This is a genomic window from Lysinibacillus sp. FSL M8-0216 (assembly GCF_038595555.1).
In the GTDB taxonomy this organism is placed as follows: domain Bacteria; phylum Bacillota; class Bacilli; order Bacillales_A; family Planococcaceae; genus Lysinibacillus; species Lysinibacillus fusiformis.
In genome coordinates this window covers 282266-304355 of the sequence record NZ_CP152007.1, presented here as the reverse complement: position 1 = coordinate 304355, position 22090 = coordinate 282266, and the positions used below count along the sequence as shown (strand labels likewise).

General features: G+C 36.3%; 21 protein-coding genes. 9 read left to right on the top strand and 12 right to left on the bottom strand.

The features are described 5' to 3' along the window. Window positions 1-11: 11 nt before the first annotated feature. The 4 genes from MKX57_RS01465 to MKX57_RS01450 all read right to left on the bottom strand — a co-directional run bounded on the left by MKX57_RS01465 (window position 12) and on the right by MKX57_RS01450 (window position 5012). Window positions 12-956, bottom strand: coding sequence for a sugar ABC transporter permease (locus MKX57_RS01465; protein ID WP_342550692.1), 945 nt, complete (start codon window positions 954-956; stop codon window positions 12-14). Between the two features lie 56 nt (window positions 957-1012). Further along, window positions 1013-2326, bottom strand: a complete 1314-nt coding sequence (locus MKX57_RS01460; protein WP_008179556.1) for an extracellular solute-binding protein — start codon at window positions 2324-2326, stop codon at window positions 1013-1015. After that, complete coding sequence (locus tag MKX57_RS01455) at window positions 2323-3342, bottom strand: serine hydrolase domain-containing protein (protein ID WP_090002381.1); 1020 nt, start codon at window positions 3340-3342, stop codon at window positions 2323-2325. Before MKX57_RS01455 ends, MKX57_RS01460 begins: the two co-directional genes overlap by 4 nt. 155 nt (window positions 3343-3497) lie before the next feature. Further along, window positions 3498-5012 carry a DHA2 family efflux MFS transporter permease subunit gene (locus tag MKX57_RS01450; protein ID WP_008179562.1) on the bottom strand — a complete coding sequence of 505 codons (1515 nt, stop codon included), beginning with the start codon at window positions 5010-5012 and terminating at the stop codon, window positions 3498-3500. 157 nt (window positions 5013-5169) lie between these two features. Between MKX57_RS01450 and MKX57_RS01445 the strand changes: the two genes are divergently transcribed. After that, window positions 5170-6087: a TetR/AcrR family transcriptional regulator gene (locus MKX57_RS01445; RefSeq protein WP_008179565.1), complete on the top strand. Its 918-nt coding sequence runs from the start codon at window positions 5170-5172 to the stop codon at window positions 6085-6087. A gap of 36 nt (window positions 6088-6123) precedes the next feature. Here the strand turns inward: MKX57_RS01445 and MKX57_RS01440 are convergent, their stop codons facing one another. Both MKX57_RS01440 and MKX57_RS01435 read right to left on the bottom strand, forming a co-directional pair. After that, the gene (locus MKX57_RS01440; protein ID WP_342550691.1) at window positions 6124-7767 is read right to left on the bottom strand and encodes a HAMP domain-containing sensor histidine kinase; all 1644 of its coding nucleotides are present in this window, start codon (window positions 7765-7767) and stop codon (window positions 6124-6126) included. Next, entirely contained in the window at window positions 7764-8465 is a 702-nt protein-coding gene (locus tag MKX57_RS01435) for a response regulator transcription factor (RefSeq protein ID WP_008179568.1), read from the bottom strand. Before MKX57_RS01435 ends, MKX57_RS01440 begins: the two co-directional genes overlap by 4 nt. Window positions 8466-8568: 103 nt before the next feature. On the opposite strand from MKX57_RS01435, the gene MKX57_RS01430 reads away from it, so the two are divergent. The 3 genes from MKX57_RS01430 (at window position 8569) to MKX57_RS01420 (ending at window position 10891) form a co-directional block, all read left to right on the top strand. After that, complete coding sequence (locus tag MKX57_RS01430; RefSeq protein WP_342550690.1) at window positions 8569-9708, top strand: DUF418 domain-containing protein; 1140 nt, start codon at window positions 8569-8571, stop codon at window positions 9706-9708. A 213-nt stretch (window positions 9709-9921) separates the two neighbouring features. Next, window positions 9922-10476: a DUF1273 domain-containing protein gene (locus MKX57_RS01425; RefSeq protein ID WP_342550689.1), complete on the top strand. Its 555-nt coding sequence runs from the start codon at window positions 9922-9924 to the stop codon at window positions 10474-10476. A 100-nt stretch (window positions 10477-10576) separates the two neighbouring features. Next, window positions 10577-10891: a hypothetical protein gene (locus MKX57_RS01420; RefSeq protein WP_036222931.1), complete on the top strand. Its 315-nt coding sequence runs from the start codon at window positions 10577-10579 to the stop codon at window positions 10889-10891. A 46-nt stretch (window positions 10892-10937) separates the two neighbouring features. Here MKX57_RS01420 and MKX57_RS01415 read toward each other — a convergent pair whose 3' ends face one another. The 3 genes from MKX57_RS01415 to MKX57_RS01405 form a co-directional block, all read right to left on the bottom strand. Then, complete coding sequence (locus MKX57_RS01415) at window positions 10938-12332, bottom strand: L-cystine transporter (RefSeq protein ID WP_008179575.1); 1395 nt, start codon at window positions 12330-12332, stop codon at window positions 10938-10940. Between the two features lie 291 nt (window positions 12333-12623). Next, window positions 12624-13574, bottom strand: coding sequence for a GGDEF domain-containing protein (locus tag MKX57_RS01410; protein ID WP_008179576.1), 951 nt, complete (start codon window positions 13572-13574; stop codon window positions 12624-12626). Beyond that, a complete protein-coding gene (locus MKX57_RS01405; RefSeq protein ID WP_089987070.1) occupies window positions 13552-14433 on the bottom strand; it encodes an EAL domain-containing protein in 882 nt (293 codons plus the stop codon). The genes MKX57_RS01410 and MKX57_RS01405 overlap by 23 nt, the downstream gene beginning before the upstream one ends. Window positions 14434-14760: 327 nt before the next feature. On the opposite strand from MKX57_RS01405, the gene MKX57_RS01400 reads away from it, so the two are divergent. From MKX57_RS01400 to MKX57_RS01385, 4 genes are all read left to right on the top strand, one after another. Beyond that, window positions 14761-14946 (top strand): hypothetical protein, encoded by a 186-nt coding sequence (locus MKX57_RS01400; protein WP_036122390.1) that lies wholly within the window; start codon window positions 14761-14763, stop codon window positions 14944-14946. Then, the gene (locus MKX57_RS01395; protein ID WP_342550688.1) at window positions 14936-16354 is read left to right on the top strand and encodes an amidase; all 1419 of its coding nucleotides are present in this window, start codon (window positions 14936-14938) and stop codon (window positions 16352-16354) included. The genes MKX57_RS01400 and MKX57_RS01395 overlap by 11 nt, the downstream gene beginning before the upstream one ends. 145 nt (window positions 16355-16499) lie before the next feature. Further along, a complete protein-coding gene (locus tag MKX57_RS01390) occupies window positions 16500-17660 on the top strand; it encodes a PucR family transcriptional regulator (protein ID WP_008179585.1) in 1161 nt (386 codons plus the stop codon). Window positions 17661-17765: 105 nt separating this feature from the next. Continuing rightward, entirely contained in the window at window positions 17766-18662 is an 897-nt protein-coding gene (locus tag MKX57_RS01385) for a DMT family transporter (RefSeq protein ID WP_342550687.1), read from the top strand. Between the two features lie 57 nt (window positions 18663-18719). On the opposite strand, the gene MKX57_RS01380 is transcribed toward MKX57_RS01385, so the two are convergent. Further along, entirely contained in the window at window positions 18720-19292 is a 573-nt protein-coding gene (locus tag MKX57_RS01380; RefSeq protein WP_008179588.1) for a YitT family protein, read from the bottom strand. Between the two features lie 171 nt (window positions 19293-19463). Here MKX57_RS01380 and MKX57_RS01375 point away from each other — a divergent pair, with 171 nt between their 5' ends. Next, entirely contained in the window at window positions 19464-20753 is a 1290-nt protein-coding gene (locus MKX57_RS01375) for a DUF2252 family protein (protein WP_089987067.1), read from the top strand. A gap of 36 nt (window positions 20754-20789) precedes the next feature. Here the strand turns inward: MKX57_RS01375 and MKX57_RS01370 are convergent, their stop codons facing one another. Further along, the gene (locus MKX57_RS01370; RefSeq protein ID WP_342550686.1) at window positions 20790-21311 is read right to left on the bottom strand and encodes a DUF2179 domain-containing protein; all 522 of its coding nucleotides are present in this window, start codon (window positions 21309-21311) and stop codon (window positions 20790-20792) included. Between the two features lie 248 nt (window positions 21312-21559). Next, the gene (locus tag MKX57_RS01365) at window positions 21560-21910 is read right to left on the bottom strand and encodes a VOC family protein (RefSeq protein ID WP_342550685.1); all 351 of its coding nucleotides are present in this window, start codon (window positions 21908-21910) and stop codon (window positions 21560-21562) included. Between the last annotated feature and the right edge of the window lie 180 nt (window positions 21911-22090).

Below are 22090 nucleotides of genomic sequence, written 5' to 3'. Positions count from 1 at the left end.
ATACTTCCCCCTTACATTTGGACGTCTTTTTTATTGGCCAAGCGTAAAAATAGCGTTGTACAAATTAATATAAATAGGAACAGTACTGTCGCTAGCGCAGACCCTAAGCCAATAGCTGTCGCACCAGAAGCTGTAGAACTACCAAATGCTAAGCGATAGAAAAACACGGCTAATGTATCTGTAGAATAATAAGGCTCTCCCATCGAACCTTGCATGGCATAAACAAGTTCAAATGCCTCAAAGGATTGAATAAATGTTAAAATGCCCATGATCATTATCGATGGCACCATTAAAGGTAAATAAATCGTACGTAATAAGGTGAAGCCCTTTGCACCGTCTAGTCTTGCAGCCTCAATTAATTCATTGGGGATGCCCTGAAACCCAGCTAAAAAAATTAAGACGCCAAATCCTAGTCCAAACCAACAATTGACTAAAATAATTGCAATCAAAGCTGTTCCAGGATCACCGAGCCAAGCCTTTTGTAACGTCTCTAAACCTAATTTCTCTAAAAGGACATTTAAGGTTCCGAAATTGGGGCTTAAAATAAGCTTCCATAAAAAACCTACGACAATTACAGATAAGACTCGCGGGAGAAAAAAGGCTGCCTTGAAAAACTCAGCACCTTTAATTTTTTGGTAGATAATAAATGCTAAAAAGAAAGCTACACCATTCATGACCACCATTTGCATAATAAAATAAAGAACATTATGTTTGAAGGCATTCCAAAACATGGAGCCATAAGGTTCTGTTGTGAAAAGCGTCACAAAGTTTTGGAAGCCAATAAAGTCCCCTCGTGCCATCCCTTTCCATTCAAAAAAACTATAGGATAAGGCCGCTAGAATTGGATAAAGCACAAACATTCCATAAATTATAATTGCAGGGATAGGGAAAAGGTGGATAGACCACCCTGCCCATGATTTTCTTTTTGATAACGGTGAAGCTGTAGGTTCTCTCATGATGAACAGCCCCCTTTAAATTTTTGAAAAAGGAAGATTCCTTGTAGGAGCATTATTTATTTTTGAAATGGCGTATACCAAGTTTTAGCATTGTCTTGTACTTTTGCAGCGACCTCTTCAGGCGTTACCTGACCTAGATACATACCTTGTAATTCACTTTCAAGTAAACTTTTTGTTGTTGGGTCCCCACCTGTAAAATTAGTCACCCACATGTATGGTATCGCTTCATTTGCAGTGGATTTACTAATCTCATTTAATAGGGCATCGTCAGAGGTAATATCAGGTATAGCACTGATCATGGAAAACTCCTTCACAAACAACTCACCAAATTCCTTTGTTGTTAAAAACTCTAAAAATACTTTGGCGGCCTCTATATTTTTCGAATTTGCATTAATAGCAAATGAGCCATCCACCCAAGTCGTCACTGTTTTCTGACCCCCTTTAGATGGAATAGGAAAATACCCTAACTCTAAATCTGGATTCATTTCTAATACAACAGGAATTTCCCAGCTACCTAACGGGAACATAGCAGCGTCCTCTAATGCAAACAAAGTACGAATATCATCCATTCCTAAGCCTTCTGAATTTGCAGGAAAATACTTCTTTAAATCATTCATTACTTGTATCGATTCTATAAATTGAGCATCTGTAAAATCCTTTTCTCCAGCGAGCACTGCTTGGTAGAAATCATTCCCTTCGTAAATCGCTGGTCCAACAATCCCGTGCAGTAATGACAATAGCCACCCTTCCTTAGTACCCATTGCTATCGGGGTAATGCCCTTTTCAAGCAATTGATCATTTAATGCTATAAACTCTTCCCAAGTAGTCGGTATTTCGAGGTTATTATCCTTGAAGATTTTTTTATTATAGAAAAATTGCGTGGAGCTCAAATTGATCGGTACCCCATATTGATTTCCATCTTCATCACGTGAAGCTAGTAATGCCTCTTCAGGAAACGAAGCTAAACCGTTTAAGCCATTTATTTTCTCTACATATCCTGCTTCAGCAAGCTTTAATCCTGCTGCATAAGGTCGTAAGTGGAAAATATCTGGTCCTTCCCCAGCCTGTAGTGCTGTATTGAGAACAGTGTTATACTCTGTATTTTTAGTCGGATTAAAGGAAATGTGTATTTCGGGATGTTGTTCATTAAATAAAGCAATCACTTTTTCATATTTTGCCACATCTTCAGTACGCCAACTTCCTATCGTGAGAGAAATCTCTTCCGTTTTCTCCCCTTCTTCCTTATCAGGTGTTGTTGAAACCGTTGTTTTCTCTTTTGAGGTACACCCCACTAAAGCTACAACGATTAATAATGGAAACAGCCATAACCATTTACTCTTTTGTTTCATATCAACTAATCCACCCTTCATATAAGTAATTTTTCATAGATCAACGTATGAAGCTTTTCCCGAATACTTCTCATATTTGTATTCCTTCCATAATGAACTGCATTCGTCAGGAAAATAACAAAGGCCTTTTCAACAGGGTCCATCCAAATACTTGTGCCTGTAAAGCCTGAATGACCAAATGACCCCTTACTCCACCTCCTAGCAAAACAAGATGATGAGTAGTCTCCGTTCCATACTTCAAAACCAAGCCCCCTATTCCGAAATGTCTTCGTATGAGCAAGTTCTAGCCACTCATATGGAAGAACATCTTGTTGTGTAAAACCTAACCATATTTCTGCAAACTTCGCTAAATCTTCCGCACATGAAAATAGACCAGCACTACCAGCCACACCTTCCAACAGCAGGGACTTTTCATCATGGACAATTCCTTGAACAAATTTTCCATCCACCATTTCTGTGGATGCCGCTAGTGCCTGTTGATGGTCCGGTAATTGAAAGCGAGTATGCTTCATCCCCCAAGGCTTCAATATTTCCTGTTCAACGAATTGGCTAAGTGACCTTCCTGATACTTTTTCAATTACTTTCCCTAATAAAATCATACCTAAATCACTGTAGAGTACTTGCTTGCCTGGCTGAAACACTACTTTACTGGAAAATATCTCTGTCATGATGTCGCGTTGATGATGCCTCTTCACTACTGGCATTAAGTCTGCTGGTAACCCTGAATTATGCTGTAATAAATGTTGAATGGTTATATTGGCATACTTAAAATTCGGTAAATATGTTTGAACTTTATCGTCCACAGTCATTTGCTGTCGACTCAAGAGCAGTAAAGTAGCTGGTAGCGTTGCCACTACTTTTGTTAATGACGCTACATCGAATAATGTATGGCTCAAAATGAGTTGTTTGCTGCCATCCTGCGCTGTAAAAGCCCCGTAACTACGAGACAAAATTCTTTTATGATGTTGTTGAACAATCAATACTGCACCTGGAATTTCCTTTTTCCGCACTAATTCATTTATATAGGCATCTACCAAATGAACACCCCACAATTATAACTATCTAAATTTTCTGTAAATTAGTATTATCATATAAAATAAAATGATAAAAAATTACTCCAATCTTAAAATTTTTTTTCACATAAAAAAACTCCCCATCAAGTAATTCCTTACTTAATAGAGAGTTTTTCCCATTATTTAGTTGGTTTTTTCAAATCCATTGAAGCTGCTGCGCTTTCAACCTTTACGCGTTTTAAGAAGAATGCAAGCACGACTGCAATCACTGTTATACCAGCTGCAATTAAGAATGAGTGTGTAATCCCATCTAATAAAGCAGTTTGCATAATTTGATCTTGCATTTGTTGCATTTGCTCTGCGGTAGGTGCTGCACCTGCTTGTGCCGCATTTGCTTTCGCCTCGACAATTAATTCTTCAGCTTTGGCTTTTGTACGATTATTCATGAATGTAACTAAAATCGCACTACCAATTGCTCCTGATACTTGTTGTAATGTGTTGTTAATAGCTGTACCATGTGGATTCATAATTTGTGGTAATTGGTTTAAACCGTTTGTCATAATAGGCATCATTACCATCGACATACCGAACATACGAATTGTATACATCGATACGATAAATGTATAGCTTGAATCAATTTCTAATTTTGTTAAACCGAATGTAGCGATTGTTGTAATCGTTAATCCGATAATGGCCAATATACGTGGACCAAACTTATCGAAAAGCTTACCAGTAATTGGTGACATAATCCCCATTACAAGCGCTCCTGGAAGCATCATTAAGCCAGCTTCAAATGGTTCAATACCGCGAATAGATTGTACGTAAGCCGGTGTTAAAATCATCCCTGAGAACATTGCCATCGAAACAATAACAGAGATAACAGACCCTAATGCAAACATTGGGTATTTATAAATACGTAATTCCAATAATGGTTGATCCATTTTTAATTGTTTAATGATGAAAATAATTAAGGCAATAAAGCCAATTGAAATTGTGCCATATACCCAAGGACTTGACCAGCCTTTATCTCCTGCTGTACTGAAGCCGTATAAAATACCGCCGAATGCAACTGTTGATAAAAGTACTGATAGGAAATCTAAGTGGACTTCACGTGTCTCCATCACGTTTCTTAATTTCCAAACACCAAATAATAAACTAATAATCGCAAATGGAATAATCATTTGGAAAAGCATACGCCAATCATGGTGCTCAACAATATAACCTGATAATGTCGGTCCAATTGCTGGAGCCATAATCATAACTAAACCGAAGATCCCCATTGCTGCCCCACGCTTCTCTTTCGGGAAGCTAGTTAACATAACATTCATTAACAATGGTGACATACTAGATGCTCCGGCTGCTTGCACCATACGACCTGCTAATAGCATGTCAAAATTAGGAGCGAAGCCTGCCATAATTGTACCAATAGTAAAGATGGACATTGCCGCAATAAATAAATGTCTATTTTTAAAGCGTGTCACAAAAAATGCTGAAGCAGGAACTAAAATACCGCTTACTAGCATATAACCTGTTGCGAGCCATTGTACTTTTGAATATGTGATCCCAAAATCTTTCATGATTGTTGGTAGTGCCACATTCAACAATGTGTTGTTAAGAAAAGCAACAAAAGCACCCACAAATAATATAGCTATCATGCCATAAGGGGGCTTCTTCATTGTCTGCTCACTATTCATTTATATCCCTCAATTCTTTCTTGTGTTTTTCGATAAAACTTATTTTATACTCGTAGTCTACTTTTTTCAACAAATAAGTTTATATTTTTTATAAACGTTGATATATCAGCGTTTTTAGTGTAGAATAAGAGTATAATATTTTAAAAAAGGTGAGGTCATGAACAAAAGAAAAAGACAGATTATTACAGCTGCACGCGCACTTTTTATTGAAAAAGGATTTTTAGATACATCGATTAACGACATTATCCATGATGCTAAAATTTCAAAGGGGACGTTTTACAATCATTTTTCTTCGAAGAACGAATGCTTAATCGCAATTTTAGATGAAGGACGTGAGGAAGCAAGTAATCGTCGACATGAACTTATTTACGGGAAAGATCCTACAGATTTAGAAGTATTAACGCAGCAAGTCGCTGTTCTCATGTACGTCAATCGTGAACATAATTTAATTCAAATTTTTGAATCAATCTTCCATTCAAGAGATAAAGAACTGAAAAAAATTATTATTAACTACCACCTACAGGAATTAGAATGGTTAGCTAATCGACTTGTTCAAGTCTTTGGTGAAGAAATTAGCCCAATAAGCTATGAATGTGCTGTGCAAACACTTGGAATGATTAACCTCACATTGCGCGCAGTTTTTATTGCTGATTATAATAAATATATCAATCGAGAAGCCATTGTACGTGTAGCATTGCGCAATATTAGCGTTATTATACCAACGATGCTTGAATCGAAAGAAATCATCGTTAGCGTTGAAATGATCAATACAATTCAAAATGTAGTGAATTATAAAACCGTTACAAAAGATATGGTCATTGATCAATTACATGGCTTTGCCAAAGGATTAACGAACAATGAAACAGTGGAAGGCTTGGAGTATGCGGAATTCTTATTAGAAGAGCTTCAACGCGAAAATCCAAAGCTCTTTATTATCGAATCACTTCTTACACCTTTCCGTAAAGCATTCGTTGGAACAGAACATGTCGCAGAAGCCCGCGATATCGCTAATAGCCTATGGCGTTATGTAAAAATTGAGCGCCCAGCTGAGCGGTGCAATAAAAATAGACAATAATAAAAGAGGTATCAAAGTGAATTTTGATACCTCTTTTTAATGACATTGAAATTTTAAAATAAATACCGTACCGGCACGATCTGAACGTACACTTATGGTGCCATTGTGGAGATCAATGAGCTGTTTCGTAATGGCTAGTCCTAACCCTGTCCCTGCTGTATCATCTGTAGTGTTAGTTCCACGATAATAACGTTCGAATAGGTTATCGAGCTCTTCCTGAGGAATGCCAGGACCATGGTCAGCAATAGTTAGCATCACTTCTTTACCAGTATGTTGCGCTTCCACCATCACCTTCGTGCCTACAGGTGTATATTTCTTTGCATTGGTTATTAAATTATCCATAATCCGCTTGAGTAAAAGTTCATCTGCTTGCAGCATCACATCACCATAAACCTTTACGCTTACCTGTTCATCTGCAAATTGTGTTAACCATGTTGTCAAAGGCAGTAATACCTTATCCAGCTGTATAGCTTTATTTTTCAACTGATACGTATACGTTAAATCTTGTATAAGCGCATCCATATACGTTGCCTTTTCCTGCATCGTTTGTGCAAAAATACGCATCTCTTCCTTTGTCCACTCATAATCCTCCGAGGCAAGCATTGTGGAATAGCCATAAATAGAACTTAAAGGCGTTTTTAAATCATGCGATAAGCCTGTAATCCACTCCTCACGTAACTGCTCTGATTGCTTAATTTGCCTTTCATTTGAATCAAGCCGCTCAGATAAATGGTTTAGGGACTCCTCTACAGGCTGAAATAATTTAAATTTCCGTTTCAATTTCCCTGTTTTCTTATGATGGATTTTCTTATCACTTATATCACTGTAATCAAATTGGGTAAGTCGCTCAATACGTGATATGACATAAACAAGTGGTCGTACAAATTGTCGCGAAATACTTATCGATAAAAAGATAACGCCCAGTAATAAAATAATATGCCCACCAAAGAAAATAGAAACAAATAAAATCATTGCCTTATTGAAAGGCTCTTCGAACGGTTTATAGGATGGATTCGGCATGCGGACAACAAATGTGGAATCATCCGCTAAGGTCGTGCTTTGCTTAAGTTCCTCATGCTCAAAAATATCGTATTTCTCCTCAACCAGTTGCGGCTTCTTCAGCTCTTCGTAACGCTTTCCTACAATGTCTGTTCGGTTCCATTCCGTATCATAAATTTCAACACTAGCTTTATGTTCCTTTAAACGCTGTAGTGTCACTTCTGAAATCGCTCCTGTGGCTAACCAATTATCAAGAGCCTCCTCAAATAGTGGCTGAACAGGAGAAATAGGTAGAAATAACAAATAATATTTTGGGAGTTCCCATGTATGCATACCCGGCTGCTTTAATGCAAAAATTTCGCTATCAGGCATTCCACATAGTTCACATCTTTCCCCTGTATAATCTACAATGGTCATCGACTGATCAAATAAGTAAAGTTGTCCTGCATTTTCCTCAGCACGTTTTACTAAATAATCGGCAATTTTAATGGATTCTCCTTTTTCGACGACAGCATCATCCTCAATTTCAAAGGAGCTCATGACATGAATGTTGTCTCCTACACGATCATTAATAAAGATCGCAAAAAATACCAAGCTCATAATAAAGCCTGAAATAATTAATAAATAAAATATGATGAAATAAGATACAAAACGAAGCGTTAATTTCCCTGCTGGCTTCATGGAGAAACATCCCCAACAAGCTTATAGCCAATACCTCTGACCGTTATAATACAGGTAGGCTTTCCAGGATTCTTTTCAATTTTTTCTCGCAGTTTTCGAATATGTACCATTACTGTATTATCATCAAATAAACAATCTCCCCATACACGCTCGTAAATTTGTTCCTTAGATAAAACTTGCCCCGCATTATCACATAAATATTTCAATAAATGAAACAAACGGCCACTAATGATTTCCCTTACGCCATCCACAGTGATTTCTGCAGCATCAATATCGAATGTAAAACGGCTACATGTAAAAAGATGATTTTCTGTGACTTGCTTTTTCTTCATATAACGTGCTAGCTGTACCTTCACCCTTGCAACAAGTTCCAGTGGGTTAAATGGTTTTGTAATATAATCATCTGCACCATTCATAAAACCCCGAAGTTTATCGGCGTCACTGCTTTTAGCTGTTAAATAAAAAATAGGAGCATCGCTTTTTTCCCGAATAATATGAGCCACTTCTAATCCACTACCATCTGGCAGCATAATATCTAAAAGATAAAAATCAAATGTTTTAGCATAAATCTCGGATTTCGCTGCTTCTATCGTGTTACATACTGTAATACTTGTCATTCCTTCTTTTCTTAAAATGATATCAATCATTTCAGCTATCGCGCGTTCATCCTCTAATACTAATATGGATGCTTTCTGCATATCCTCACCTACTTTTAAGATTACTTTAAGGTAGTCATTATTTCACCATAAGCTTCCTCAACTATTCTATGTATAAGATAACCAATTAAGGAGATAAAACGCAATGACAACTAATCGTATTACTTTCATTGATACAATGCGTGGGTTTAGTTTATTTGGCATCTTAATGGCGAATTTGCTGATATTCCAATTTGGGATGTATGGCAAAGATGAATTAAAAAATCTTTCTACCTTAGATAATGGAGCTTTATATTTTGTAAAGATTGTGATTGAAGGCTCCTTTATGCCAATCTTCACTATTTTATTCGGCTTCTCGCTTATTAAATTAATTGAATCCATTCGAAGAAAAAAAAATAAAAGCCGCTGGTCTGTATTACGTCGGGCAACTGGTTTAATTGCCCTCGGTTTACTCCATTCCATTTTTTTATGGGAAGGCGATATTCTTTTTTCTTATGGCTGTATGACTTTATTTTTAATTCCCTTTATTAATCGTAAACCCAAAACTTTGTTTATATGGGCGGGTATTCTATTTGTTCTTACAACGGCTTTAACATACGATTCTATGGAGGTAACTAAAAAGGAACAAAAGGAATTAGATACTTACATTGAACAAGCAAATGATGTCTATGCTAATGGAAGCTACTTAGAAATTTTTGATTTCCGAGCAAATGCAGAAGTACCTGGAATGGAAGACCCTTCCTTCATCTTTATTGTATTAATTTTTGCGCCAATGTTTTATGCTCCCCTATTCCTCTTCGGTATGGCACTCGCTAAAAAGCAAGCCTTTACGAAAATGGACGAGGAAGTAAAGTGGTATAAGCTAGGGGCACTCCTAGTTCCTATAGGACTCGCATGTAAAAGTGTAAGTTTTATAGAAAGTGATTTTTCTTCCATCTTATTGATGGGCGGATCGCAACTATTAGCACTTGGCTATGTCAGCCTTGCAGCTTTACTCTATAAAACACGCCCTGTACAACTCCTTGCTCCTGCATTCGAGAGCGTGGGAAAATTATCTTTAACCAATTATTTACTACAAACTATTATTTGTACAACTGTTTTTTACGGTTATGGTCTCGGATTATATGGCAAGTTAGGTGTCTTTGGCGGTATTTTATTCGGTATCGTTGTTTACAGCCTACAATGTGTCCTCAGCCTTGCCTATTTAAAGAAATTTAAACGTGGCCCATTTGAAACAGTCTTACGTGTATGGACGAATTGGTCGTGGACCGGTCAGGTGAAGTAAGACTCCTACAAACTACTATATACGAAAGGAATTATTTCATATGAATAGTGACTCTAAAGAAGACTTTACAGACTCGTGGTGGTTTTTAGGTATTTGTGCGGCTGTAGCAGTAATTTTAACACTATTGCATTTTAATCGATAATATCGGCATTCGTTTTCCTTGCCCCCTACTGTATACTATTACTACAACCATACAGCTTAGGGGGCATTTTCTTGTTAACGCGTATAATGATTACAGGCTATAAGCCACATGAACTTGGTATTTTTAACGATAAACATCATGGGATTAGTATCATTAAAAAGGCATTGGAAAACCGTCTACGTCTTCTACTTGATGAAGGGCTCGAATGGGTGATTATTAGCGGCCAACAAGGTGTAGAATCTTGGAGTGCTGAAGTTGTATGGACGCTAAAAAAGGAATTTCCTCATTTAAAATATGCAGTTATCACACCCTTTTTAGAACAAGAGAAAAATTGGCAGGACCATAAAAAGGAAAAATATCAAACCATAATTGCCCGAGCAGATTTCGTCACAAGCATTACGAAAAAACCGTACGAGGCTCCTTGGCAATTTATTGAGAAGGATAAATTTATTATTCAAAATACAGATGGTCTATTATTAATTTATGATGAAGAAAATGAAGGCTCTCCAAAATATATCAAACGTCTGGCAGAAAAATTTATGGAGTCTCATGACTATTCACTTTTGACAATCAATGCCTATGATTTACAAATTATAGCAGAGGAAATACAGCAACAAGATTGGTAGATATTAATTGCTATAATTTTCCGACAATTATATACTAGTATTATGAATTAGGTTGTCTGTAGCTAACTTTTTGATCACATTTCGAAAGGAGCTGTCACATTTGAAGAAACAAATCGAAGTAATTTTTGAAGCTTCTCCGATAAATATTGCTCATGATACGTATCGCCGAGAGTGTAGCTATACGCGTGGCATTCATATCGAAGAACAAGAATTTCTAGCCATTTTAAGGACTATGAGTAGGGATTCCCGCTTATATTTTGATTTTCATAACCCTCGTAAGGAGATTAAAAAAGGAACATATTTAAATGGACACTCCGGTTTAGCCTACAATATTTTTGAGTACTATAAAGAAAACTTTAATATTGAAATTACTGAAATAATCAATGGTAAAGATTTTTATGTAAAGATCATATAAAAACAACCCCCTTTAAAGTTTCACCTTTAAAGGGGGTTCTTCTATCTTATAGGTCTGCTACTTGAGCACCTAACTCTTTATTATTATACATTTCTGTATCCAATTCTTTCGTAACACGTGCTGTTGTAACACCAGCTGTCATTGAACCACTTACATTTAAAGCTGTACGTCCCATATCAATTAAAGGCTCAACTGAGATTAATACACCTGCAAGGGCAACTGGTAAATCAAGAGCTGATAATACAAGGATCGCTGCAAATGTTGCACCACCACCAACACCTGCTACACCAAATGAGCTAACTGCTACTACTGCAATAACTGTAATAATGAACACAGGATCAAGTGGATTAATACCGACTGTAGGTGCGATCATAATTGCTAGCATGGCAGGATATACACCAGCACAGCCATTTTGACCAATTGATAAACCAAATGAACCTGAGAAATTGGCGATACCTTCAGATACCCCAAGACGACCTGTTTGCGTTTTAATATTCATCGGTAAAGTACCCGCACTTGAACGTGAAGTAAAGGCGAATAATAATGTTTCCGCAGACTTTTTCACATACGTAATTGGGTTTAATCCGCTTAATGTCAAGATTAACAAGTGTACTAAAAATACAATTATTAAAGCTGCATAAGAGGCAATCACAAACTTACCTAAATTATAGATGGCACCGAAATCAGATGTTGCGACAGTACGAGCCATAATAGCTAAAATTCCGTACGGTGTTAAACGTAAAATAATTGTTACAACACCCATGACAAGGGCATAAATAGCATCTAACCCTTTTTTAATTGTTGCTGCTGTTCCTTCATCTTTACGTGCTACACGTAAATAAGCAAAGCCAAGGAATGCTGAGAAAATTACGACAGCAATTGTTGAAGTTGAACGAGCTCCTGTTAAATCCAAGAATGGATTGGCTGGGAATAACTCAACAATTTGTGTTGGTAAATCAGGTGCTGCTAAGCCAGTCGTTTTTTCCTCAAGGTATTGGCCACGTGCTGTCTCCGCTTCACCTTGTAAAATGTGTGTTGCATCTAAATCAAATACTGTTGCAGAAAGAATACCTACTGCTGCCGAAACAGCTGTCGTACCAATTAAAATAGCTAAAATAAGAGCAGCCATTTTCCCAAAATTTTTACCAATTTTCATTTTTGTAAAGGCAATGAGAATAGATATAAATACTAATGGCATCGCTACCATTTGTAATAATTTAACATACCCAGTACCTATAATATTGTACCAAGATGTTGTTTTAGCTAAAACTTCAGAATCAATACCGTAGATAAAATGAAGTCCAAGACCAAGCAAAATCCCTAAACCTAGACCTGCAAAAACACGATTCGAAAACTTGACGTGTTTTTTATTCATCACATATAAAATTCCAACGAACACAAGCAGAACTGCTACGTTAAGAATGATTTGTAAATTCGACAATGGAATGCCTCCTAAGGTGTTTTATAATAATGTAATCGAATTATATACCTATAATCCCTATAATTCAAGTATGTTTTATTAAGATTAATAATTTCATAAAATAAAAACGATTTGTCGCTATTCATTATGCCCTCAAAACGTAAAACGATCATTTTAAAGAGACTTCTTTAAAATATTTTAGTCTCCCATGCTTCAATTGGTGACAACATCATCACTTTAATGGGTTACGATCCCTGTGATTACAAAATTAATACCCCAAAATCCCCCAACATTAACAAAAACCTACATCGTTTAATGAACGAAGTAGGTTTCTTGTGTATTAATCAAATAACAGCTTCCAGTAATTTTTTTACACTGTTTTTTCACGTGTGTCACCGCATTAGATAATTGTTCTACGGAGCCAAAATATTGAAATTTATTCGTAATAACTGCAACGGATAAAGTAGTGCATGTTAATGGCTCCAGTTTTCCAATTCTATTGGCTACCTGCACATATTCAAGATCCTCTAATTCATAAAAACTCAAAATATTAGCATCAAAATCATCAATAATTCTTTGGCAAATCGAAGCAGCATCATAATAGGGCAAAATCGCTACAAAGTCATCGCCACCAATATGCCCTAAAAAATCATCTACCTCACATATATGTCTTTTAAGTATATCTGTTAAATATAGTAGGATTTTATCGCCTTTATTAAAGCCATAGGTGTCATTATAGGATTTAAAATGATCTAAATCGAAATATATTAAACTATATTGTGGAAGTTTTAAGGCTTCCTCAAGCTTTTCATTGATTAATTTATTACCTGGTAAACTACTTAGTGGATTCAAAAAGCTAGCAATGGCCACCTGTGTATCGACGAGCTTTAACAGAAGCTCCCTTATACTAACCATTCCATAATATAGGTCTTTTTTAGTGACAATCACATCATCATATAAATCCTCCGGAGGTCTAGACATTGCTTGAGTACTAACCTCAGTAATCGGTATATTCCGATCTACAATTAAAGGATTCTCTTTAATGATTAATTGATTTTGCCGTCCCATAAATAAATGATAGCCATATTGAGTACCTATTTTTTGATAGAAATGTGTACGTGTAATATGCCCAATAGGTTTTTCATCACGAACTACCACAACACTACGTAATGAAGGATTACTCGTAAAAAGTACATCTACTTCTTTATTTTTCACATATTCATCAATACATGGAACCTTTTCAATGACTTCCCCAATCTTCATGGTCACCCACCCTTATTTTTCCTAAATGTATTTCCTTTGCGGGCTTTCCTATCGCATAACCTTGCGCATAGTGAATACCGATACGATGTAGATACTCAAGCTCTTCCTGTCTCTCAATTCCCTCAGCAATAATTTTAGTTTTGGCCTGCTCGGCATATTTCATTAGCAATGTAACAAGCTGCTGCTGCTCACTAATCTGATCAATACTTTGAATTAATGAACGGTCTAGTTTAATAAATTCTGGCTTTAAATAAATAAGTGTTTTCAAGCTATTGTAGCCTGAGCCAACATCGTCTACCGCAATACGATAGCCCTGCGATCTATAATGTGATAATACACGTTCAAACTCAACAAAATCTATAACAGCACTACGCTCCGTTAATTCAAAAACTACTTGTTGTGGCTTAATGCCGAGTTCCTTTAATAATTGTAGCGTTTCCCCACTATGATATTTTTTATCTAATAATACATTCGGATGTATATTAAGAAACACTAAAAGGTTTTTATCCATCAAATCATTGTGCATACGTTCCTTGAAACGTTGTAAAGAAAGATTTCTACAAAAACATTCAAATAAAAATACACAATCTGTTTGTCCTACAAACTCATAAAACTGGTCGACACTTGTAAACAATTCCGAGGATATTGGACGGTTTAAAGCTTCAAATCCAATTGTTTGTGCTGTCTGTAAATCCACAATAGGCTGAAAGTATGTATGTAAAGAACCTTGTTGAATAATTTGCTTCAATGCTTTTAAACGTTTCATATATAACGTATTTTGTTGATGTTGCCCGTATAAATATTTTAATAAAGAAAAAACATTATTAGTTTTTATATTTTGTTCCACAGCTGACTCCATGCTTGCACCTCTTTAATTGGTTATTATGGTTCATTGTACGCTTCAATTGTAAATAGACTGTGAATCGCATGTAAAAAGAGCAAGCTCTAGCACTAGAATTCAGGGTATCCCTTTCCAAGTAGTAAGCTTGTATTCATATCTATTAAATAGTTTTAATTTCATAATATTCTTTCTATTTAGAATTATTTATTTGATATAAACTATTGTTAGTGTATGATTGTAATAATAGGATTATCTTACCTATTATAATTATTTGTGATTGACGATATTGGTCTTTATGGGGAAACCTATTTAGATAATAAAACTATTCAAGGGAGGATCTAGTTAATGAGCTTGTCTATTCAACAATTATTGGAGAACAAAGGAATTACACCGAAGCCTGAACACCTTGAACTATTAAAAGCACGCTGGGAAGGTATGCAGTCACTTCGTAGCCATCTAGAAGGTATTGCGATTGATGACGCAGATATCGCTGTACGTAGCATTCCTGGAGGTGATCACATTGACAACTGATTTACATTTAAAATCCGTTGAAGAACTGGCGCCTTTACTACAATCGAAGGCTTTATCTCCCGTGGAGCTTACAAAGGCTATTCTAGATTTTGCTGAGGAAAGCCAGCCTAAGATTAATGCCTATATGGCCTTTTATCAAGAAGAAGCCTTGTCTCAAGCAAATGAAATAGAAAAAGAGATTCTCCAAGGGCAATATAAAGGAATGTATCACGGAATTCCGATGGCCCTAAAGGATAACTTATATTTTAAAGATAAAAATACAACGATGTCCTCCAAAATTCATAAGGACTTCGTTTCTAATTATGATGCAACAGTAGTAGAGAAACTTCGTGACGCTGGTGTTATTTTCACTGGAAAATTAAGCATGCATGAATATGCTTGGGGAATTACTAATAATAACCCTCATTACGGACCCGTTCGCAACCCTTGGGATTTAGATAAAATTCCAGGTGGTTCTAGTGGTGGCTCTGGTGCCGCTGTTGCAGCAGGCGCAAGTGTCGCCTCACTAGGAACGGATACCGCAGGCTCGATTCGAATCCCTTCTTCTGCCTGTGGTATCGTTGGCTTAAAGCCTACACATGGTCGTGTAAGTAAATATGGCTGTTACCCACTTGCTTGGAGCTTAGACCATATCGGCCCAATGACAAAGACAGTAAAGGATGCAGCAGGCTTGCTGGAAGTCATTTCTGGTTTTGATCATCGAGACCCTACTTGCATAGACGTACCTACTGACAATTATGTGCAGCAAATTTCAGGTAATAGTAAGGATTTAGTCATCGGCATTAATGAAGAATACTTCTTTAAAGACGTAGATGCTGACATAGAAAAGGCTGTTCGAGCGAGCATTCAAAGTTTAGTAGATCAAGGTGCTAAAGTGGAAATAGTGCGAATTCCATCCTTACAATATGCAGAATGGGCAGAGCTTGTAACATCCCTTTCTGAGGCAGCAGCTATACACCATTCTGATTTACAAAAGAGACCTCAAGATTTCGGAGACGATATCCGGTTATTATTTGAACTAGGGGAACTACCTTCTGCAGTTGATTACTTACAGGCACAGCAAGTACGTCGTCAAATTAAGCAGGAGTTTAACGAAATTTTTAATCAAGTAGATGTGCTTATTACCCCTACTCTACCTGTAGTGGCAAATACCATTGGTGATGATTTCGCTGAGCTAAATGGCAAAAAAGTAGATTTGATTGATAATATTATTCGTTTTACAGGTCCAAGTAACTTAACAGGCTTACCTGCCCTTTCAGTTCCTTGCGGCTTTAAAGGAAATTTACCAATAGGTCTCCAAATTATTGGTCCTGCCTTTAAAGAAGGTAGAATTTTAAATGTTGGGTATGCTATCGAACAAACAAACCCATTAAGAAATAGAAAGCCTAATATTTTTTCTACTATTTAATCGATAAATAACGTTGAAAAATCTGCTCACCAGGAGCAGATTTTTTTATTGTATGTATAATCTTTTCAAACTAATGGTTTTTTATTAAGACGTACTTTTATAATAGAAGATAATAGCTTACTACAAGAAAGGCAATGATCCATTCATGAATGTAGAGAACTTTTTACAATTACCCATTACAAAAGAATTTACCGTTATTGCTGGTCACAGCGGTTTGCATAAAGCTGTTCACAACGTAGAAATACTCGACTTTGAATTCTCCCCAGATATACATCATGTGCGAGATACAATATTCACTCCTAACAGTGTTGTGTTAAGTAGCTTATTATTTGCAAAGCAAAAGCCTGAGTATTTATTAAATGCCGTCAAAAGCTTGATCGAGCTTGGAGCAAGTGCCTTAGCCTATAAGCCTGTTATTTATAAAGATTTACCTAAAGAGGTTTTAACTTATGCGGAAGAACGTAATTTTCCTATCCTTCGATTTGGTGGAGATGAGTTTTTTGAAAAAATCATTTTAGAAACGATGGCTTATGCTAAAACACAGGATTACTCGTTCTTTTTAGAAACAATTGTACGAAGATTAATGGAGGAGGATCTTGCAGAGGAGCAGCTGAAGTCGATATTACAGCAAATTGATAGACCCTTTGACAAGTATGTATTTGTCGCTAATCTACGGGGAAGGGGTTTATCTCAAAGTGATTGGCAACAGAACTTTTTATCAATGGAGCCTTTATTAAAATCTGGTTTACTTTGTTCCTATAAGCAAAGTCATTTTATAATTATCACTCACCCATCTCAGCAGTTTCAGGCTGAGAGGTTTATACATGAATGGCTAACATTAAGTGCTATCCCTACCGAAGCATTCACCTTTGGCTATAGCAATTGGTACGACACACAAACAGGCATCTCTACTGCTTTACGAGAAGCCTTTTTTGCTAGTGTTTTTGCTGAAATTGATAAGGTACTAAGCTGCCATTATAAGTCCCTTGCATCAGATCGTTTATTAATAGAGCTGTATCGTAAAAATCCTACATTTGCGATGGATTATGTTACTTCCTTTTTAGCGCCTTTACTCGATGATAAGGCAGATCCAGATTTATTGGAAACGGCCAAAACCTATATTACAAAAAAAGGAAACATTAAAGAAGTAGCTGTTGACCATTATTGTCATCCCAATACCGTCCGCTATCGTATGGCAAAAATCCGTCAGTTAGTAGTACCTATAGATAATGACTATGTATTTTATGAGCGTCTAGCTGCAGCCGTTAAATTGTACTTATTACATAGCAAATTGAGTGATGAATAATCGCTTTGGAATAAGTACAAAAAAACGCCTGAATATTTAGAAATAAAATCAAATTATTTTCTTCTCTCTTATGCTATCCTAATTGAAGTTAGGAGGAAGAATTTCATGAAAACTTACATAGCGGATGGCATGCTACTCGTTACAGCCATTGTTTGGGGCAGTGGGTTTGTTATAACAGCCATTGCCTTAGAATATTTAACGGCTTATCAAGTTATGGCTGGTAGATTTTTATTAGCTTCAATTATATTAACTGTTTTATTTGGTCCCCGATTAAAAAAAGCGTCAAAATCGGTCATATGGAAAGGTGCTTTATTAGGTACCATATTGTATATAGCATTTGCTCTTCAAACGGTTGGACTTCAATATACAACACCATCGAAAAATGCCTTTTTAACCGCAGTTAATGTCGTTATTGTTCCGTTAATCGCCTATGCGGTTTATAAGCGTCGTATTGATGGGTATGAAATTATTGGGTCCTTAATAGCCATTATTGGAATTGGCTTTTTATCGTTACAAGGTTCATTGACGATGAATATTGGTGATGCCCTTTCGTTAGCTTGTGCCGTTGCTTTTGCCTTTGATATATTTTGTACAAATCTTTTTGTTCAAAAGGAAGATGCCATTGCACTAACTATCATTCAATTTCTTACCGCTTCCTTTATAGGTATTCTTGTGGTCATTAGCCAAGGAGAAATCCCTACGTCACTAGAAAAAGAAGCTATTTATTCGATTATTTACTTAGGAATTTTTTCAACAACGATTGCTTACCTTTTTCAAAATGTGGCGAATCAATATACAACTGCTACAAAGGCTGCGATTATTCTATCAACGGAATCTTTTTTCGGCATGATCTTATCGGTTATCTTCCTGCACGAAATTTTAACGAGCCGTATGGTTGTAGGAGCTGTTCTTATATTACTCGCCATACTCATTGCAGAGGTCAAACCAGCACATCCTAAAAAGAAGCTTATGAAAACACTCGACAATCAAACGCCAAAATAGTTTCAGTCTCTTACTGGAGCTATTTTTTTATGCGACACGCTCAGGAGTAAACGAATGTTATGAAGCACGACTCGTAATGATGCTCGTCGTTATGCCTACTACTAGAACCGTAATAATAGACAATAAAAAAGTAGTGGAGGATAACAGGAAGCCGCCCACAACAATAACGATAGAATCAATGAAAAATATTAATATCCCTACATTAATACTTGTTTTATCACTAATAAATTGCGCAATGAGGTCTGTCCCTCCTGTGCTTGTCTGAAAACGAAGCATTAAGCCGATTCCAAAGCCTACGAGAATCCCCCCAAGTATAGCACTGTAAAGAGCATCTATATGAACGAGATTTCTGACTGGCTTTAACAAGTCTATAGTCAAGGAAGAGGTAATTAAGCCATGAATACTATTGTAAAAATAAGCTCTATATTTAAACCAGGCAATAATAAAAATAGGGATACTAATGATAATAATCATTAGACCAATCTTTAACTTATATAAATAATGTAAAATCAGCGCTAATCCTACTACTCCCCCATCTAATATTTCATAGGGCGTTAAGAATAAGTTAATTCCTAACGACAAAGAAATACTCCCTACTATAATGACAAGGCTTTTCGTCAAAAAATACATATAACCCCCCTCCGTAACTGAGCATGTCTTATAGTATGAAAATAGGTGATTGAACATGTTACGAAATAACCCTAGATCCTAAGCCATTTTTATCGAGCCCTTTTGATAAATTTCTTCGAAACCTATTCCTTTATTTTTCGTATATACATGTAACCTAAAGGGGGTTTTTAGATGAAGCATGCATTATTGGAACAGGTGAAACATACAAGAGTTTTTTTAAGAAGGGAGCTATTAAATACCATCTTTGAGGAGTTTGATGCTCAACGAATGAAGTTAACTGAGGCACAGCGTTTGGAGAAGTATCAGAAAATGCTTGAAAGTCCATTCCGCTTTTTCCGAGGAAGTGCTTATCTATTTTATTTTGACATGACAAAAACTTCCTCCATTTTCCATACGCCTACTCTCAAACCGACTTGGATTCAAGGAGACATGCATATGGATAACTTCGGTGCCTTTCAAAATGAAGACGGCACGATTGTCTTTGATGTCAATGATTTTGATGAGGGTTATGTTGGTTCTTATTTATATGATATTGTTCGTATGAGTGTAAGTATTGCGCTTTATTTAGAAGAACAAGGCATACATAAGGCTGCTCAGGAAACGGCCATTCAACATCTGCTCAATAGCTATATAGATCAGCTTAAACGATTTCAGCGTAAACAGGATGATCCTCTAACGCTCGTATTTACGAAAGACAACACAAAAGGACCCGCCAAAAAATTATTGAAAAAGCTAGAGAAACGTCAACGCTCCCAGTTTTTACAGGATATTTCCTATGTCGATGAAGACGGGCAACGCCTATTTATTAGCAATGATGAAATTAAGCCCGTTACTGCCGAGGAATATAATGCAATTTCGAGTGCACTTCCTGCTTACAAGATTAAGGACATTGCTTACAAGCATGGCTCAGGTACTGCTTCAATCGGATTAAAACGTTACTATATTTTAGTGGAAGACAAAAAAGATGCATCGGGAGTAGACGATTTAGTATTAGAAATGAAAGAGGTCCGTACAGCGATCCCTGCCTATTTCCTTCCTTACAATCATGAATTTTGGAAGCATTATGAGCATCAAGGTGCGAGAGTAGTTGGGACACAAAAAGCTATGCACCATTTAGAGGACCCTCATTTACACTATATCACCATGAATGAGCAGGAATTTTACATTCGAGAGCGTTCCCCTTATAAAAAGAAAGTAAAGCCTAAAAACTATAAAAATGTCGACGATTACTATACAACAACCTCGATTATGGGACAAATTGCCGCTAAAATACATGCACGAGCGGATATCGATTATTCTCCTGTTTTCACCTATCATAGTGAGGATGAGATACTAAAAACGATTGGGAAAGATCGACATGTATTTGTTGAACAAGTAATTTTACAGTCTATGAACTACAAAGATACAGTCTACTCAGATTATCACCTCTTTAAAAACTGGATGGATGCAAAGTTTAAATAGCAACGAAAAGGACCTCAGCTAGTAGCTAAGGTCCTATTATTTTTGCCTAGCCTTCATACGAGCTAGTAAAAAACCGCCTTTAAATGACTTTGGCTCGTAGGAAATTATAAATGCATTCGGTTCAAATTGCTCTACTATATGAAAGAGTTCTGCCTCTCGATTTCTCTTTGTTAAAATTTCATATTTATAGCGATTACTATCTCGCCCCTCACCAACATAAATCGTAACAGCAAATCCCTCATTACGGAGAAACCTCACAAGCTCTTCATTTTTATTTTGAGTATTAATGGTTGCATAAACATAGCCAATCGCCAGCTTCCGTTCAATTTTGGCTCCTAAAAAAATACCTAAGCCAAAACCAATTGCATAAACGACCATAGCTAACATACTTTGTTTCCCGCTAAAAACAAGCGAAAGGCCAAATACATACACGAGCATCTCTAGCATACCGAATATGGCAGCAAGGAAAGTAATATTTTTCACCAAAAATATTGTACGTAAAGTTAAAAAGGGTACATATACTAATTGAAGTATTAAAATCAAAACGATACTTTGCATTTATACTAGACCTTTCTAAGAGTAGTTATATAAGTGTATGTTGAAATAGAGAATTACATTCTATTAAAAATACCTTATTTATAAATTCCCTCGCCACTCAATTCTAAACATTCACGCCTAAAACAAGCTGTGTACTAAAAAAAGCCGTTCGATTATTCCAACGACTTTAAAGGAAAACAACAAGCTATTTCCCCACTATTTAAACGAAGTTAACATATTGCGGTCATTTTCAAATTAATTCCTTTGATTTATTTTTCCCAAAGCTCGATACGTCTTCCTTCTGGATCTTCAATCCAAATAAATTTTCCAAACTCATGAATCATCTTGTCCATTGCAAGGGGCACACCTATTTTTTCAAGATGTTTGATACTGTCTTCTAGATTTTCCACTTGAAAGTTTAGCATCACTTGCTGATCTGTTGGAAAATAGCTGTCATGCTCAGAGAAAAAGGAAAAGATCGTTTCATTGCCTGACTGTGGTGTAATCATGGTACCATTCCAACTTTCAATTTCCATGTTTAGAACTTTGCTATACCACTGTTTAATTTCTTCTAGATTTTTAGTCCTCCAAAAGACTCCTCCCAATCCCTTTACTTTCATAAAGATCTCCCTCCTACCAATTAGTTATGAATTTAAATTCTAGTTTTAAATGTGAATACCTTCTTTCGTTAACATACCCATACCAGTTGAATAGTAAAAAGCTTTTATGCAAGACAATCATATTTTTTCTTGCGGATCTCTTGATAAAGGGACATATTAAAAAACGTTCTACAGCCGAAC